The sequence below is a fragment of the Rhodococcus sp. AZ1 genome, from assembly GCF_054979605.1.
Map to the genome: position 1 here is coordinate 19,539 of NZ_JBUEQF010000015.1, position 16,564 is coordinate 36,102.

The 16,564-nt window shown below is 67.5% G+C and carries 12 protein-coding genes and 1 riboswitch; of the genes, 4 read left to right on the top strand and 8 right to left on the bottom strand.

Going from position 1 to position 16,564, the window contains the following annotated elements:
- The first annotated feature begins 2 nt into the window (after positions 1-2).
- The 4 genes from ftsR (at position 3) to gcvP (ending at position 5,316) form a co-directional block, all read left to right on the top strand.
- Complete coding sequence (ftsR, locus tag ACY48E_RS15530) at positions 3-734, top strand: transcriptional regulator FtsR (RefSeq protein WP_462873129.1); 732 nt, start codon at positions 3-5, stop codon at positions 732-734.
- Between the two features lie 115 nt (positions 735-849).
- The gene (locus tag ACY48E_RS15535) at positions 850-1,326 is read left to right on the top strand and encodes a bifunctional nuclease family protein (protein ID WP_462873130.1); all 477 of its coding nucleotides are present in this window, start codon (positions 850-852) and stop codon (positions 1,324-1,326) included.
- Positions 1,327-1,533: 207 nt separating this feature from the next.
- The gene (locus ACY48E_RS15540; RefSeq protein ID WP_462873131.1) at positions 1,534-2,136 is read left to right on the top strand and encodes a MerR family transcriptional regulator; all 603 of its coding nucleotides are present in this window, start codon (positions 1,534-1,536) and stop codon (positions 2,134-2,136) included.
- 14 nt (positions 2,137-2,150) lie between these two features.
- Positions 2,151-2,279: riboswitch (glycine riboswitch) on the top strand.
- A gap of 166 nt (positions 2,280-2,445) precedes the next feature.
- A complete protein-coding gene (gene gcvP, locus ACY48E_RS15545) occupies positions 2,446-5,316 on the top strand; it encodes an aminomethyl-transferring glycine dehydrogenase (RefSeq protein WP_462873132.1) in 2,871 nt (956 codons plus the stop codon).
- 7 nt (positions 5,317-5,323) lie between these two features.
- On the opposite strand, the gene ACY48E_RS15550 is transcribed toward gcvP, so the two are convergent.
- The 8 genes from ACY48E_RS15550 to gndA form a co-directional block, all read right to left on the bottom strand.
- Entirely contained in the window at positions 5,324-7,036 is a 1,713-nt protein-coding gene (locus ACY48E_RS15550) for a substrate-binding domain-containing protein (RefSeq protein WP_462873133.1), read from the bottom strand.
- A 99-nt stretch (positions 7,037-7,135) separates the two neighbouring features.
- Positions 7,136-9,310 carry a malate synthase G gene (locus tag ACY48E_RS15555; RefSeq protein ID WP_462873134.1) on the bottom strand — a complete coding sequence of 725 codons (2,175 nt, stop codon included), beginning with the start codon at positions 9,308-9,310 and terminating at the stop codon, positions 7,136-7,138.
- 57 nt (positions 9,311-9,367) lie between these two features.
- Entirely contained in the window at positions 9,368-10,279 is a 912-nt protein-coding gene (locus ACY48E_RS15560) for a 3-methyladenine DNA glycosylase (protein WP_462873135.1), read from the bottom strand.
- A gap of 11 nt (positions 10,280-10,290) precedes the next feature.
- Positions 10,291-11,376, bottom strand: coding sequence for a hemolysin family protein (locus tag ACY48E_RS15565; RefSeq protein ID WP_462873136.1), 1,086 nt, complete (start codon positions 11,374-11,376; stop codon positions 10,291-10,293).
- Positions 11,373-12,749 (bottom strand): hemolysin family protein, encoded by a 1,377-nt coding sequence (locus tag ACY48E_RS15570; RefSeq protein WP_462873137.1) that lies wholly within the window; start codon positions 12,747-12,749, stop codon positions 11,373-11,375. Before ACY48E_RS15570 ends, ACY48E_RS15565 begins: the two co-directional genes overlap by 4 nt.
- Positions 12,750-12,755: 6 nt before the next feature.
- A complete protein-coding gene (locus ACY48E_RS15575; protein WP_462873138.1) occupies positions 12,756-14,192 on the bottom strand; it encodes a GuaB1 family IMP dehydrogenase-related protein in 1,437 nt (478 codons plus the stop codon).
- 11 nt (positions 14,193-14,203) lie between these two features.
- Positions 14,204-15,043, bottom strand: coding sequence for a DMT family transporter (locus ACY48E_RS15580; protein ID WP_462873139.1), 840 nt, complete (start codon positions 15,041-15,043; stop codon positions 14,204-14,206).
- A gap of 11 nt (positions 15,044-15,054) precedes the next feature.
- On the bottom strand, positions 15,055-16,503 hold the full coding sequence (gndA, locus tag ACY48E_RS15585; protein WP_462873140.1) for an NADP-dependent phosphogluconate dehydrogenase: 1,449 nt from the start codon (positions 16,501-16,503) through the stop codon (positions 15,055-15,057).
- Between the last annotated feature and the right edge of the window lie 61 nt (positions 16,504-16,564).

Sequence of the window (16,564 nt, forward strand, 5' to 3'; positions counted from 1 at the left end):
TCGTGACAGCGGTCGGGCACCAGTCGGCCGATGGCATGTCGATCGGCACCGTCCTCGATCGTCTGCGGCCCGACTTCCCTGACGTCACCATCTCCAAGATCAGGTTCCTCGAGTCGGAGGGCCTGGTCTCGCCCGAGCGGACCCCGTCGGGTTACCGACGGTTCTCGGTGGCCGACTGCGAGCGCCTGCGTTTCGTGCTCACCGCTCAGCGCGATCAGTACCTTCCCCTGAAGGTGATCAAGGAGCAGCTCGACGCCATCGACAACGGTTCGGCGACGCTCGTCGACGCAGCGTCCCGGCGTCCGCGAACACTCGCGCCGGCGACGGGCTCGGTCTCGCCCGACGAGTTCCGCACCGACCGACTCACCCGAATGTCCCGGTCCGATCTGATCGACCGGGCGGGGATCGACGATGCGTTTCTCACCGAGCTGCATCGCGCAGGCCTGATCTCCGCCGGGCCCGCGGGGTTCTACGACGAGGAGGCCGTGGTGTTGGCGCGTACCGCGTCGACGATGTCCGAGTACGGTCTCGAGATCCGGCACCTGCGGGCGTTCAAGGCGGCAGCCGACCGCGAGGCGGGCCTCGTCGCACAGATCGCCGGACCCGTCGCGAAGGGTCGTGACGTCGGTGCACGCGATCGCGCCGAGGAGGTGGTGCGGGAGCTGGCGGCGCTCTCGCTGTCCCTGCACGCCTCGTTGGTCAAGCAGGCCGTGCGCGGCGTCCTCGATCGCTGATCGTCACCGAGCCGCGACCAACGGTCGTTCGCGGGCACAGTTTTTCAATACACTGGCCGAGAGGTCAGGGATCGACGACCGATCCGGCACGCACGCCAGGTGGAAGGCAGACGCGATGAGCGAAATGCGGGTGATCGGGGTTCGTGTGGAACAGCCGCAGAACCAGCCGGTGCTTCTGTTGCGTGAGGCCGACGGCGACCGGTACCTACCCATCTGGATCGGGCAGGCCGAGGCCACCGCGATAACGCTCGAGCAGCAGGGCGTGGCGCCGCCGCGACCGCTCACGCACGATCTGATCCGCGACATCGTCGCCGCGCTCGGTCGCACTCTGACCGAGGTTCGCATCGTGGACCTTCGCGAGGGAACGTTCTACGCCGACCTCGTCTTCGACAAGGGTGTGCGCGTGTCCGCCCGTCCGTCGGACTCCATCGCGATCGCGCTGCGGGCAGGCGTGCCGATCCACGTGGAGGACACTGTGCTCGACGAGGCCGGGCTGGAGATGCCCGACGAGCGCGAGGACGAGGTGGAGAAGTTCAAGGAATTCCTCGAGTCCGTATCGCCCGATGACTTCAAGGGCGGCGACGGTTTATAACGGTTCAGTCTCACCCTCAAGTCAAGGTTTAGGTTTTGGGCGTGGCGCGTTGACCCGTTCCGGCCCCCGCCCTACCGTTCGCCTCACGTGGAGCCGATATCCAATCGGGGGCCCCGGGCGTAACCTGGGGACAGTCGAGAAGTACCGGATCACGCTTTCGGGTGGGACCTCATCCTCCTCGACCGATCGTCCGACAAGGGAGTGCACGTGGCAGACAGGCCGCAGGAGCCGGAGCAGCTCGATCTGCTCGTCGGTGACGTCGAGGTGGACGTTCAACCCGGACTGTTCCCGGACGACTCCATCCCGGACGAGCTGGTCGGGTACCGCGTTCCCAGCGCCTGCCAGATCGCCGGGATCACCTATCGCCAGCTCGACTACTGGGCGCGTACCGGTCTGGTGGTCCCCTCCATCCGCGGTGCCGCAGGATCCGGTAGTCAGCGCCTGTACTCGTTCAAGGACATCCTCGTCCTGAAGATCGTCAAGAGACTCCTCGACACCGGGATCTCTCTGCAGAACATCCGCGTCGCGGTGGATCATCTGCGTCGCCGGGGTGTCGCCGACCTGGCTCGCATCACCCTCTTCTCCGATGGAACCACCGTCTACGAGTGCACGTCCGCCGAGGAGGTCGTCGATCTGCTGCAGGGCGGACAGGGTGTGTTCGGCATTGCCGTCAGCGGTGCGATGCGTGAGCTGACCGGTGCGATCGCCGACTTCCCGGCAGAACGTGCGGACGGCGGCGAGACGCAAGCCACTCCCGAGGATGAGCTGGCCTCGCGTCGCAAGACCCGCACCACACGGCGAACCGGCTAGACTCGGGCGCGCGTCGTCGCCGCACGGGAGAGTTCCGAGCAGTCGCCGAAGCGAGAACTGGTTCTCGCACGGGCGCGGACTCGGACGCCGAAGGAGCAGCACCTCTCCGTCGATCTCTCAGGCACCCGGACCGTGCGGGCTCCGGCGCCTCTGGAGAGTGGTGGAATCACCCACCCGCCCACGGGGAAAGGCCGCGTATCCGTAGCGGCCGAATCTCTCAGGCGCTCGGATCGGCGAGCGACAGACAGAGGGAGAGGGCCCGCAGTTCGCATGCGCGAGCGGCGCCGCCCGAAACCCCGAGGGAGAACCATGAGCCCGCACCCCAGCATCCCGTTCGCCGATCGCCACATCGGTCCGAACGCTGCCGAGATGGCCCGCATTCTCGACGTGATCGGCGTGGACGATCTCGATGCGCTGGCCACTCTCGCCGTTCCCTCGAGCATCCTCGACGGCGTCGACGGCGATACCGGAGTCGCTGCCGGCCTCGACGTTCTTCCGCACGCACTCTCCGAGCACGACACCCTCGCCGAGTTGGCGACCCTGGCCAACTCCAATGTCGTTTCGCGCTCGATGATCGGTCTGGGCTACTACGACACCCTCACGCCACCGGTTCTCCTTCGGAACATTCTGGAGAACCCCGCCTGGTACACCGCGTACACGCCCTACCAGCCAGAGATCAGTCAGGGCAGGCTCGAGGCCCTGCTGAACTTCCAGACGATGGTCGCGGATCTGACCGGCATGGCGATCGCGAACTCCTCGATGCTCGACGAGGCGACCGCAGCGGCGGAGGCGATGACCCTTCTGCGGCGGGTCGGGAAGTCGGCGTCCACGCGTTTCGGCGTGGACACCGATGTGTTTCCCCAGACACGCGCCGTTCTCGCCACGCGGGCCGAGCCACTCGGTATCGAACTCGTCGATGTCGATCTCGACGCCGATCCCTTCGGTTCGGGAGCGTTCGGCGACCTCTTCGGGCTCCTCGTTCAATACCCCGGCGCCTCGGGTGCCGTGCGTGACATCGCGCCGGTGATCGCGGCAGCCCATGATGCCGGCGCACTGGTGGCCGTCGCCGCCGATCTGCTCGCCCTCACCCTGATCACCCCACCCGGCGAGATGGGGGCCGATGTGTGCCTCGGCACCACCCAGCGGTTCGGCGTCCCGCTCGGTTTCGGTGGCCCGCACGCCGGGTATCTGGCCGTGCGCGAGAGCCACGCGCGGCAGTTGCCCGGCCGGCTGGTGGGCGTCTCCGTCGACGCGGACGGCAACCGCGCCTACCGGCTGGCGCTGCAAACGCGCGAGCAACACATTCGTCGGGAGAAGGCCACCTCCAACATCTGCACGGCGCAGGTCCTGCTGGCGGTGGTGGCCGCGATGTACGCGAGCTATCACGGCGCCGAGGGGCTGACTGCGATCGCCCGGCGAGTGGCTCACCACGCGTCGAGCATCGGCGGCGGATTGCGGGCGCTGGGTATCGACCTCGTGCACGAGAACTATTTCGACACCCTCGTCGCCCGCGTGGACGGTGGGGGAGCGACCATCGTCGCGAAAGCCAAGCGCCGCTACGGAATCGACCTGCGTTACATCGACGACGATCACGTCGGGATCGCGTGTGACGAGACCACCACCGCCGATCACGTCGGCCAGGTGCTCGGGGCCTTCGGCCTCGACAACGAACTTCGGTGGCAACACCCGGGGACGGCCGTACCGGCCGGCCTTGCCCGCACCTCGACCTTCCTCGAGCACGCCGCCTTCACCGACCACCGAACCGAGACCCGGATGCTGCGCTATCTGAGGTCGTTGTCCGACAAGGACATTGCCCTGGATCGGAGCATGATCCCCCTCGGTTCGTGCACCATGAAGCTCAATGCCACTGCCGAGATGGAGCCGATCACCTGGCCTGGATTCAATCGGCTGCACCCCTTCGCACCGCCCACCGACGTTCCCGGCATGCTACGGGTGATCGAGGATGTCGAGACCTGGCTCGCCGCCGTCACCGGCTATCACGCGGTGAGTCTGCAACCGAACGCCGGCAGCCAGGGTGAGTACGCCGGGTTGCTGGCAATTCGCAACTACCACCGCAGCAACGGCGATGAGGGGCGCACGGTGTGCCTTATTCCCTCGAGCGCCCACGGCACCAACGCGGCCTCGGCGGTGATGGCAGGAATGAGCGTGGTCGTGGTGTCTTGTCGAGAGAACGGTGACGTCGACCTCGACGACCTGAAGGCCAAGGTGAGCAAGCATGCGGAGCAACTCGCCGCGATCATGATCACCTACCCGTCCACTCACGGGGTGTTCGAGCACGAGATCGGCGAGATCTGCGCAGCAGTCCACGACGCGGGCGGACAGGTATACGTGGACGGGGCGAATCTCAACGCGCTGGTCGGTGTGGCGAGGCCGGGTCGGTTCGGCGGCGATGTCAGCCACCTCAACCTGCACAAGACCTTCTGCATACCGCATGGCGGCGGTGGCCCCGGCGTGGGGCCGATCGGTGTTGCAGAGCACCTGGCGCCCTTCCTTCCCGGGCATCCGTATCTGCCCGGCGCGCAGACGGGCGCGGTGTCGGCAGCGCCCTATGGCAGCGCGTCGATTCTGCCCATCACCTGGGCCTACATCCGGATGATGGGAGCGGACGGTCTGCGGCGGGCCACCCTCACGGCCATCGCGTCGGCCAACTACATCGCGCGCCGACTCGACGAGTACTTCCCCGTGCTCTACACCGGAGACCGCTCGATGGTGGCGCACGAATGCATCCTCGATCTGCGTCCATTGACCAAGGCCACCGGCGTGACGGTCGACGATGTGGCGAAGCGACTGGCCGACTACGGGTTCCACGCCCCGACGATGAGTTTCCCGGTCGCGGGAACGCTGATGGTCGAACCCACGGAGAGTGAGTCGCTCGCCGAGATCGATGCATTCTGCGACGCCATGATCGCCATTCGCGCCGAGATCGATCGAGTGGCTGCGGGGGAGTGGACCGTCGAGGACAACCCGCTCCGCGGTGCCCCGCACACGGCCCGGTGCCTGATCGCCGACGCCTGGGATCACCCCTACTCACGCGAGCTCGCGGGCTACCCGCTGGGCCAGGCTCGCCCCAAGGTGTGGCCCGCGGTCCGTCGGATCGACGGCGCACGAGGTGACCGGAATCTGGTGTGCTCGTGCCCGCCCATCGAAGCGTTCGCGTGAGCGTGCCCTACTGGGACTTGCCGAGCAATCGGGCGAGAGTCTCGCCGTAGTTCGCATCCGACGAGCGCGCCTGCACCAGTTCCCCGCCGGTGGCGGTGGCCAGTGACGTCAAGGTCGCCAGATCGCTGTTGCTCGCCAGGGACACCACGTCCACGCGGACCGGCTTGGCTGCGGAGCCGGCTGCCTTGATGTCGGCCAGGAACGTCGACGACGAGATCGAGGTGTCGTCGTTCGGGCCGTCGGTGATGAGGACGATCGAGTTCGACCGTCCGGGCGTCCAGTTCGCGACCGCGGCCCTGTAGGCGGCCTCGACGGAGACGTAGGTCGACGTCGCCGTGGCCGGACGGACCGAGTTCAGATCGGCGGCGAGCGCCGCACGCTTGCCCTCACCGCCGAGCGGTGCGGTTTGCTCGAGCACGCGATACGCATTGGCCCCATCGAGATTGCGACTGAACACCCACAGGCCCACATTGGATGCGTCCGGCATCGAGGCCAGCGCGGAGGTCAATGCCGTCGTGGTGTTCCGCAATCGGGTTCCAGAACCTTCGCTCGAATCCATCGAACCCGAGACATCGAGGACGATCGTGGTCGTTGTCGGGCTCACCGGGTTGTCGACGACACTGTCGAGCGCAGCCTGCGCCGCTGCCGACGGTCGCTCGAGCGTGCTGAGGATCGGTACGAAGTCGAGTCCGTCGCTGCTCTGTGGCGCCAGGACTCGGCCATCGGCTCCGACGACCCGGAACCCGGCTCGCCCCAGCACGTTCTGCTGATCGGGAGCCAACGCGTACTCGACGAACTGCGCCGCGGCGGCGCGCAGGGTGTCGTCGGCGTCGGCGAGGATCACTGCCGGGTGATCGGCCATCGGGGTGGCACCGGCGGGACGGAAGACCGTCAGTTGGCTGCCCTCCCGGCGTGCTGCGAACACCTGCTGTTCGGTGGCCGGCACCGCCTGAACGGGACCGCTCGCAGGTGTGTTCTCCCCGCTCAGTGCCTTCACGCTGTCCGCGGTGCTCGACGATCCGGTGTCCGCCGCGGAACGTACGAGGGTCGAGACGGCAGTCCGCACGGCCGGTGTGCCGACCTGCTCGGGTGTGAGCGGTCCGGTCGCGCCCGCTGCGGCAGCCGCCACCGCCGCGACCGCGTCGGTCGTCGCCGAGGACCCGGCCCCGGTGGGCAGAGCCAGACGGAGCGAGCCCCATCCGGGCAATCCGATCGCATCGAGCGTGTTGGAGCCCGACGTCAAGCCCGGCAGTGCCGCCCATCCGGTCGCGGTGGCCTCCAGCGCACTGCTCAGAGCCGACGGCACGGCCAGCACCACCGGACTGGTCGCCAGCGATTTGGGTGAACCGTCCACCGCTCCTGGCTTGTCGAGAACTGCGGCGGCCGCCGACGAACTTGCCGGAACCCACAGCGCCGGCCTCGGCCCCACAGAACCATCCCACGAGGGTGCGGACAGACCGCGCGCCACCGCCGCGCCGTCCAGCCCGGTGACGTCGGCGGTGATGCACTTGTCACGGACCACCGGCCGCGTCGCCGACCATGATCGGGCAAGGTCGGTCAACGGAGCCGCGATGTCGGGGTCGGCGGCGATCTGAATCGTCGCCGACCCCTCCACGCAGGACGCAGCAGCAGCGGCTGCCTCGTCCCGGCTCTTCGAACGAAGTGTGAACCACCCGATCACCAGGGCCATCACCACGAGCAGGACTACTCCGGCGATCACGGGTCCCTTGCTGACCCCGCGACGACCGTCCTCCCTGCGATGCTCACCCATGGTCAGTGGTGCCGGTGTCTGCTCTGTACCTGGCCCTCGGCTCCGGTCCTAGGCGTTCGCTGCCTTGTACTCGCGGCGGCGGCGGTGAAGGATCGGCTCGGTGTAGCCGTTGGGCTGCGACGTGCCCTCCAAGATCAGTTCCTTGGCTGCTTGGAAGGCGATGTTGTTCTCGAAGTCGTCGGCGAGGTTGTTGTACGCCGGATCGGACGCGTTCTGTCGATCCACCACCGGTGCCATGCGCTCGAGGGACGCAACGACGTCCGCTTCGCTCACCACACCGTGACGAAGCCAGTTCGCCACGAGCTGGCTCGAGATGCGCAGGGTCGCGCGGTCCTCCATGAGTGCGACGTCCGAGATGTCCGGCACCTTCGAGCACCCGACACCCTGATCGATCCACCGCACGACGTAGCCCAGAATGGACTGGGAGTTGTTGTCGAGTTCGTTCTGCTTCTCCTCGGGCGTCCAGTCGACCGACTCGGCAAGCGGGATCGTCAGAATGTCGTCGATCTTCGCGCGACGGGCCCGGGCGATCTCGTCCTGTCGGGCGAACACGTCGACCTGGTGGTAGTGCATCGCGTGCAGTGTCGCCGCAGTCGGGGACGGGACCCATGCGGTGTTGGCGCCTGCCCGCGGATGCGCGATCTTCTGCTCGATCATGTCGTGCATCAGATCGGGCATCGCCCACATGCCCTTGCCGATCTGCGCCCGGTGCTGCAACCCGGCGGCGAGCCCGGTGTCCACGTTGTAGTCCTCGTAGGCCGCGATCCAGGCCTGCTTCTTCATCTCGGCCTTGCGAACCACGGGCCCGGCGACCATCGACGTGTGGATCTCGTCGCCCGTGCGATCGAGGAACCCGGTGTTGATGAAGACGACGCGGGACTGAGCGGCCTTGATGCAGGCGCCGAGGTTGACCGTGGTGCGTCGCTCCTCGTCCATGATCCCCACCTTGAGAGTGTTGGCGGGCAGGCCGAGCACCGACTCGACACGGCCGAACAACTCGTTGGTGAAGGCGACCTCGTCGGGTCCGTGCATCTTCGGCTTGACGATGTACAGCGAGCCCGTTCGGCTGTTGGCCAATGCGGCGGACCCGTTGAGGCTGTGGATGCCGCACAGCGAGGTCAGCAACGCGTCGAGGATTCCCTCGGGAACCTCGTTGCCCTCGGCGTCGAGGATGGCGTCGCTGGTCATCAGATGGCCGACGTTGCGCACGAACAGAAGTGAGCGGCCGTGCAGAGTGAGCGTCGAGCCGTCGAGCGCGGTGTAGACGCGGTCGGGGTTCATCACACGGGTGAACGTCTTGCCGTTCTTGGTGACGCTCTCGGCCAGATCACCCTTCATCAGGCCGAGCCAGTTGTGGTACCCGAGAACCTTGTCCTCGGCGTCCACCGCAGCCACCGAATCCTCGAGGTCCATGATCGTGGTGACCGCCGACTCGAGGACGACGTCCTTGACCCCGGCGGGGTCGGTGCTGCCGACGGGTGATTGAGCGTCGAACTGGATCTCGATGTGCAGACCGTTGTTGACCAGAAGAATTGCCGTGGGCGAGTCGATGTCGCCGGTGTAGCCGACGAGCTGGGACGGATCGGCGAGGGCAACGGTGTCGCCGCCGGACAGGGTCACGGCCAGTGCGCCCCCGGTGATCGCGTACGAGACGGAGTCCACGTGTGAGCCGGAAGTCAGGGGAGTGGCGGTATCGAGGAAGCCGCGCGCGTACGCGATCACCTTGTCACCACGGACGCGGTTGTAGCCGACGCCCTTCTCGGCGCCGCCGTCCTCGGGAATCGCGTCGGTACCGTACAGCGCGTCGTAGAGCGAACCCCATCGAGCGTTCGATGCGTTGATCGCGAACCGAGCATTGAGTGTGGGAACCACCAGCTGCGGACCCGCGGTGTCGGTGATCTCCTTGTCCACGCCGCTGGTGGTCACGGAGAACGCCTCGGGCTGCGGGCGGAGGTAGCCGATCTCGGTGAGGAAGACCTTGTAGGCCGCGCGGTCGTAGTCGGGGCCGGGGTGCTCGGCGTGCCAGGCGTCGATCTTGCCCTGGATGATGTCGCGCTCGGCGAGCAGCTGGCGGTTGCGCGGTGCGAGATCGGCCAGAAGGGACTCGGCGCCCGACCAGAACGCTGCGGAGTCGATCCCGGTACCGGGCAGCGCCTCCTTCTCGACGAAGTCGTAGAGCACCGAGGCAACCTGCAGGCCACCGATCTGAACGCGTTCGGTCATGAATCCCTCACTTCGATCTTCGCCGCGGTGTTCTGGCCGCGCTGTACGCCGGTCATGTTACTCGGTGGTCCGGCTCGGTTCGGGCACCGCGGCGAGCAGTCGACGACACTGTTCTGCCAGGCGCTCTCGCAGGAGAGCGGCCTGATCTGCGACGGCACTCTGCAGCCGCACGTACTCCGCTCGACCCGACGCGGTGTCGATCTCGATCGGCTCGTACCCGTGACCGGACAGGTCGTACGGTCCGGCGCGCATGTCGAGCTCGCGCGCGGTCAGGGCGAGGGAGAAGCACGCCAGGCGCAGGTCGGCATCGAGGAGCGGGCCGAGCTTGGCGCACCACTTGTAGAGGTCCATGTTCGCGTGCAGACAGCCGGGTTGCTCGAAGTCGATCTGGCCGGTTCGACTGAGCATGTTCTCGCTGCGCGGCACGGCGTCGGGAGTGAAGAACCGGAAGGCGTCGAAATGGGTGCAGCGCAGCGGAAGCGACTCGACAACGGCATCGGTGCCGGCGGAACCCAGGCGAAGAGGCAGCGGGTGGCGGATCGAGCTCGGATCGGCACGGTAGACCATGGCCCACTCGTGCAGACCGAAGCATCCCAGCAGTGGGGCCCTGCTCGCGGTGGCGGTGGTGATCGCGAGCACGAACTCGGTCGTCACACGACGGCGGACCAGCACCGCCGGATCGACCGTCACCGCGTCCGGGCCGTGGTCGGGGCAGGCGACGAAGCCGCCTGCGTCGACGAGAGCGCGCGTGGTCGGACCGGTCAGCACCACACCGTACCCGGGGGACCAGCGGAGCAGGTGCCCGACCGGAACCCCGAAGTAGGTGAACAGGAAGTCCAGAACCGGGTGCTTCTCACCCCGACGTCGCTGCTGGATGTAGCCGCCGAGCAGAGCGTGGACGTCGGCGACGTGGGCGGCTCGAGCGGCCGTCCACTCGCTCTCGCCCCGGACACTCTCGGTGGCACCCATCGCGATCCCGGCTACCGGTCGCCGGCCCGTGGGGAGTCCGGGGCCGGTGTGCGTGTGCTCTCGCGCGCGGTGCCCACGAACTCTTCGACGAGATCCTCGAGAGCGACGATCCCGATGGTCTCGGTGTGCTCCACCACGGCCCCGAGATGGGCGTTCTGTCGTCGCAGAAGTGCGAGCGCTTCGTCCAGCGGGGTGCTCACGTCGACCAGGGGGAGCGGTCTGACGTCCGCGCGGGCGATCACGGTGTCCGGCCCGGCCGATTCGTCCCCCATCAGGGTCAACACGTCCTTCAGGTGCAGATACCCGATCAGCCCGACGGCGGCGTCACGCACCGGGTACCGGGAGTAACCGGTCTCACGCACCGCCGCCTCGACGGCTCCGAGGGTGGGCCCGTGATCGTCGGTGACGATGGTGTGGGCGGTCTGGATCGGGATCAGCACGTCGCGGACGGTGCGGCCGGTGGTCTGCAGCGCCCGGGTGAGTCGGCGGTGCTCCTCTTCGTCGATCAGGCCCTCGGTGCGCGATTCGAGGATCATCTCCGACAGTTCGTCCGCGGAGACCGTCGAGCTCAGTTCGTCCTTCGGTTCCACCCGGAGCGACCTCAGGACGACGCTCGCGCACAGGTTGTAGAACCAGATCAGCGGATGAGCGATCCGCAGCCACAGCAGGTGTGCCGGAACCAACAGCATCGCGGTACGTTCCGGGCCCGCGATCGCGATGTTCTTGGGCACCATTTCGCCGACGAGGATGTGTAGAACCACAACCAGCGCGAGCGCGAGGGCGAACGCGATCGGGTGTAGGAGGGCGTCGGGCACGTCGACCAATGCCAGCGGCGCCTCGATCAGGTGTGCCACCGCCGGTTCTCCGACTCGTCCGAGCAGGATCGAACAGATGGTGATGCCCAGTTGTGCGGCGGCAAGCATCAACGAGAGGTTCTGTCCGGCCTCGATGACCGTGCGGGCACTCCTGCGGCCCTGGGCGACAAGGCTTTCCAGGCGATCACGGCGGGCGGAGATCAGCGCGAACTCCGCGGCCACGAAGAAGCCGTTCAGTAGCAGCAGGACGATCGCCAGGACGACGCCGGTCAGGTCCTTCATCGTCGGCCGGCCTCGATGTTCAGGCGCGCAATCTCCTCCGCGGGCACCGGCCGCACCAGCACACGGTCGATGCGGCGGCCGTCCATCGCCGTGACCCGAGCGACCCAGCCGCCGACCTCGTCGGTCGATGATTCCGTGCGGGGCGGAGGGAGAACGACCTCGTCGCCGGTCTCGGGGATTCGCTCGAACCGCATCAACACCAGGCCACCGAGTGTGTCGTACTCGCCGTCGGGGGCGGCGTATCCGGTGGCGGAGTTGACCTCGTCGATTCGCAGCAGTCCCGTGCACAACCACCCGTCGGACACACGCACCACGTCCACGTCGAGGCGGTCGTGCTCGTCGCGGACATCCCCCACGATCTCCTCGATGAGGTCCTCCATGGTCACCATGCCGGCCGTGCCGCCGTACTCGTCGACCACGATCGCCATCTGCATGTTGTCGGCGTGCACCCGTTCCATCACCGCGTCGCCGTCCAGGCTCGCCGGGACGCTCGCCACCGGCTGGGCGAGATCACGCACGGTCGTCGACCGCCGCTCGGCGGCGCCCACGGTGAACGCGTGCTTGATGTGGACCACGCCGACGGTGTCGTCGAGGTCGCCGAGCACCACGGGGAATCGCGAGAAGCCGGTGCGGGCTGCCACCGAGATCAGGTCGGCGACGGTGTCGGAGGCGGCCAGGGTCTCGATCTTCACACGCGGGGTCATGAATTCCTCTGCCGTGCGGCCGCCGAACCGAAGCGAACGATCCACCAGAACCGCAGTGCTCTCGTCGATGGACCCCTGTTCGGCGGAGTTGCGAACCAGTGATCCGAGTTCGCCCGGTGACCGAGCGGACCGCAACTCCTCCGCCGGCTCGATCCCGAGCCGCCGGACGATGGCGTTCGCAGTTCCGTTGAGACCTCGGATGACCCACTTGAAGGTCAGCGAGAATGCTGCCTGCGGTCCGGCGGTGGCCCGCGCTGTGGGCATCGGTGCCGAGATGGCGAGGTTCTTCGGGACCAGTTCACCGAAGACCATCGAGATCGATGTCGCGACCACCAACGCCACAGTGAGGGTGATGGCATCGGTGACGGACTCGCTCGCTCCGAGGCCCCGAACGATCGGCGCGATGAACCGGGCGAGAACAGGCTCCGCGAGGTAACCGGTGATCAGCGTCGTGATCGTGATCCCCAGCTGGGCGCCGGAGAGTTGGAACGACAGTGTCCGGTGGGCGTGGGCGACCATGCGGGAGCGGCGATCGCCATCACGTGCGTGCGCGTCGACAGTGCTGCGTTCGAGGGCGGTCAGAGAGAACTCGGCAGCGACGAAGATTGCTGTCCCGGCGGTGAGCGCCACGAAGCCGACCAGGCTTGCCACCGTCGTCAGAACCGTCATCGCGGATCACCAACCGCCGGGCAGCGGTCGTCCCTCCGCGAAACCTGCGGCGGACTGGACCCCGATCACCGCGCGCGAGTGAAGTTCCTCGAGCGTGCGGGCGCCCGCATAGGTACACGTGCTGCGCACCCCGGCGCAAATGTGGTCGATGAGGTCCTCGACGCTCGGTCTCACAGGATCGAGCCGCATGGACGAGGTCGAAATTCCCTCCTCGAACAGACCCTTGCGCGCACGATCGAACGCACTGTCGCCCGCGGTGCGTGCGGCGACGGCTCGCTTGGACGCCATGCCGAAGCTCTCCTTGTAGGCCCGTCCCGCCGCGTCGTGGCGCAGATCGCCGGGAGATTCGTAGGTTCCCGCGAACCACGAGCCCACCATCACGTTCGACGCACCCGCCGCCAACGCCAAGGCCACGTCGCGGGGGTGCCGCACACCACCGTCGGCCCACACGTGTGCGCCCCGCTCGCGTGCCGCGGCGGCGCACTCGGCGACGGCCGAGAACTGCGGACGGCCCACCCCCGTCATCATGCGGGTGGTGCACATCGCCCCGGGCCCGACGCCGACCTTGACGATCTGAGCACCCGCGGAGATCAGGTCTCGGGTTCCCGCCGCGGAGACCACGTTGCCCGCCACCAGTGGCACTCCGAGGTCGAGTCGCGCCACAGCCTCGAGGGCATCGAGCATCTTCCGTTGATGACCGTGAGCTGTGTCGAGAACGAGAAGATCGGCCCCGGCGTCCGCCAGGGCCTTCGCCTTCGCGGCCACGTCACCGTTGATCCCGACAGCGGCGCCGATGCGGAGCCGTCCCTGGTCGTCGACGGCGGGTGCATAGATCTCGGCACGCAGCGCGCCCGTCCGGGTGAGTACACCCGCCAGATGACCGCTGTCGGTGACGAGCACCGCCAGGTTGTCGTGACGGCCCTCGAGGAGATCGAAGACCTCTCTGTGGGCAGTGCCGACCGGCGCAATCAGCATGTCCGTGGTGGCCACGGTGGACACCCGTGCGAACCGGTCGACATCGGTGCAGGCCTGCTCGCGAACCAATCCCACCGGGCGGCCGTCGTCGACCACCACCACCGCGCCGTGCGCTCGCTTGTGGATCAGCGCCAGGGCGTCGGCCACCGACGCGTCGGGGCCGAGCGTGACCGGTGTGTCGACCACCTGGTGGCGGGACTTGACGAACGAGACCGTCGCAGCCACAGCCTCGATGGGCAGATCCTGCGGAATGATCGCCATCGCGCCGCGACGGGCGACCGTCTCGGCCATCCGTCTGCCGGCCACGGCGGTCATGTTGGCGACGATGATCGGAACGGTGGTGCCGGATCGGTCCACACTGGCCAGATCCACATCGAAGCGCGACGCGACGTCGGTGTCGTTCGGAACGAGGAACACGTCGTCATAGGTCAGGTCGTACGGCGGTGTGTGGCCGGGCAGGAAGTGCACGGTGAGTCAGGTTACGCGGATCGGACTCGGGAGAGCTCGATGGCGGCCCAGATCATGACCACGACGGCCAGTGCCACCACCGCCGATGCGACCCCGTCGACACGTAACCGTTCGCCGAGAACAGCGACGCCGAGCGCGGCGCCACCGAGAGGTTCACCGATGGTGACCGTGGGCAGCGATGCGGCCAGTGGCCCGACCTGGAAAGCCTTCTGTTGCAGTCCGAATCCCACCGCACCCGAGGCCACCAGCGCCCAGATCTGCCACGAGGTGAACACCTCGGAGATGCCGATCGCGAACTGATCGGTGACCGCCTTCGTGAACGCAACCGACACACCGAAGAGCACCCCACCGGCCGCACCGAACAGCAATGCACGCGTGGATGATTCGGTCGAGATGTACGCCCCGGCCACGGCAGCGACGCACAGCGCCGACACCACTGCGACCGGAACCACCCAGGCCGATGCGGGCGCGGTGTCGCGACCTTCGGTCGGGTTGCCCACCACCAGGAACACGACCAGGGCGGCCGACAGCGCGACCGCGGTTGCCCGGGTCGACGGCGTCACCCGTGCGCCGGCGAAGCGGGCCGACAGGGGTAGCGCGAACAGAAGCATGGTCACCAGCAGGGGTTGAACCACGAGCACCGAACCGAACCACAGTGCGGCGACCTGGAATGCGTACCCGCCGGCGTCACCGAGCAGGCCCATCCACCATCGTGGACTGCCTGCGAGGCCCCCGATCAGCGACTCGCCCTCCGGCACTCCGGACGCCGCACTCTGCTGCGCCACCGATCCGCATGCGAACAGGAAGGCTGCGATCAGCGCGAGAAGGATCGACAGGGCGGTGTGAGTCACGAGCGGCTGGTTCAGGCCCGGACCTCGGACCGGTCCCCGCTCCAGAGCGTGTGGAACTTGCCCTCGGAGTCGAGCCGCTCGTAGGTGTGGGCGCCGAAGAAGTCCCGCTGCGCCTGCGTCAGGGCTGCCGGCAGTCGCGGCGCCCGAAGCGCGTCGTAGTAGGCGAGGGACGACGAGAACGCGGGAACCGGTATGCCGAGCGAGGCCGCTGTGATCACCACGCGACGCCAACTGTCGACCGCTGCCTCGAGTGCCTGGCGGAAGTACGGTGCCAGCACCAGACTCGGTAGCGCCGGGTCGTCGCGGTACGCATCCTTGATGCGATCGAGGAATCGTGCGCGGATGATGCACCCACCACGCCAGATGGTGGCCAGATCGCCGGGATCGACGTTCCACCCGTACTCGGCGCTGCCGGCGGCGATCTGGTCGAAGCCCTGGGCGTAGGCGACGATCTTCGACGCGTAGAGCGCACGGTTGATGTCGGTTGTGAACTGGTCCACGTCGGTCGGCTTGGCGGCGAGGGTTCCCGAGGCCAGACCCGCAGCCGCCGACCGTTGGGCGCGCGATCCGGACAGCGCGCGCGCGAACACGGCCTCGGCGATGCCGGTGACGGGCACCCCGAGATCGAGTGCCGACTTCACGGTCCAACGCCCGGTGCCTTTCTGCTCGGCGGCGTCGACGATGACGTCGACCAGGGGCTCACCGGTGCGGGCATCGACCTGGCGCAGCACTTCGGCCGTGATCTCGACGAGGTAGCTCTCGAGGTCGCCGGTGTTCCAGTCGGTGAAGACGCCCGCGATGCGATCTGCGTCGAAACCGAGGGCGTCTCTGAAGAGGTGGTACGCCTCACCGATCAGCTGCATGTCGGCGTATTCGATGCCGTTGTGCACCATCTTGACGAAGTGACCTGACCCGTCCGGTCCGATGTGGGTGCAGCACGGGGTGCCGTCCACCTGCGCGGCGATCGATTCGAGCAGTGGACCGAGTGCGGCATACGAGTCGACCGGTCCTCCGGGCATGATCGCCGGACCGTTGAGGGCGCCCTCCTCGCCGCCGGAGATTCCGGCACCGACGAACAGCAGACCACGCTCCTTCATCGCCGCCTCACGGCGAATGGTGTCCGTGTACAGCGCATTGCCACCGTCGATGATGATGTCGCCGGTGTCCAGGTGATCGGCGAGTTCGCCGATCACCGCGTCGGTGGCCTCACCGGCCTTGACCATGATGAGTACTCGACGAGGTTTGTCGAGGGCGGCGACGAACTCGGCGACCGACTCGCACCGCACGAAGCTTCCCTCGTGACCGTGCTCGGCGAGGAGGGCATCCGTCTTGGCCACCGAGCGGTTGTGCAACGCCACCGTGAATCCGTGGCGTGCGAAGTTGCGGGCGATGTTCGAGCCCATCACGGCGAGGCCGGTGACCCCGATCTGCGCGAGTGCTGTCGATTCCGAGGTTGTCATGAGTACAGCTTTACCGGGTCACACTGCTTTGCGGAAACCGGGTCCCGCACGCGATGTGCTC

Coding starts and splice junctions, on each gene's coding strand:
- gcvP (WP_462873132.1), top strand. CDS start 2,446: ATGAGCCCGCACCCCAGCATCCCGTTCGCCGATCGCCACATCGGTCCG.
- ACY48E_RS15565 (WP_462873136.1), bottom strand. CDS start 11,376: ATGAAGGACCTGACCGGCGTCGTCCTGGCGATCGTCCTGCTGCTACTG.
- gndA (WP_462873140.1), bottom strand. CDS start 16,503: ATGACAACCTCGGAATCGACAGCACTCGCGCAGATCGGGGTCACCGGC.
- ACY48E_RS15555 (WP_462873134.1), bottom strand. CDS start 9,310: ATGACCGAACGCGTTCAGATCGGTGGCCTGCAGGTTGCCTCGGTGCTC.
- ACY48E_RS15535 (WP_462873130.1), top strand. CDS start 850: ATGAGCGAAATGCGGGTGATCGGGGTTCGTGTGGAACAGCCGCAGAAC.
- ACY48E_RS15570 (WP_462873137.1), bottom strand. CDS start 12,749: ATGACGGTTCTGACGACGGTGGCAAGCCTGGTCGGCTTCGTGGCGCTC.
- ACY48E_RS15560 (WP_462873135.1), bottom strand. CDS start 10,279: ATGGGTGCCACCGAGAGTGTCCGGGGCGAGAGCGAGTGGACGGCCGCT.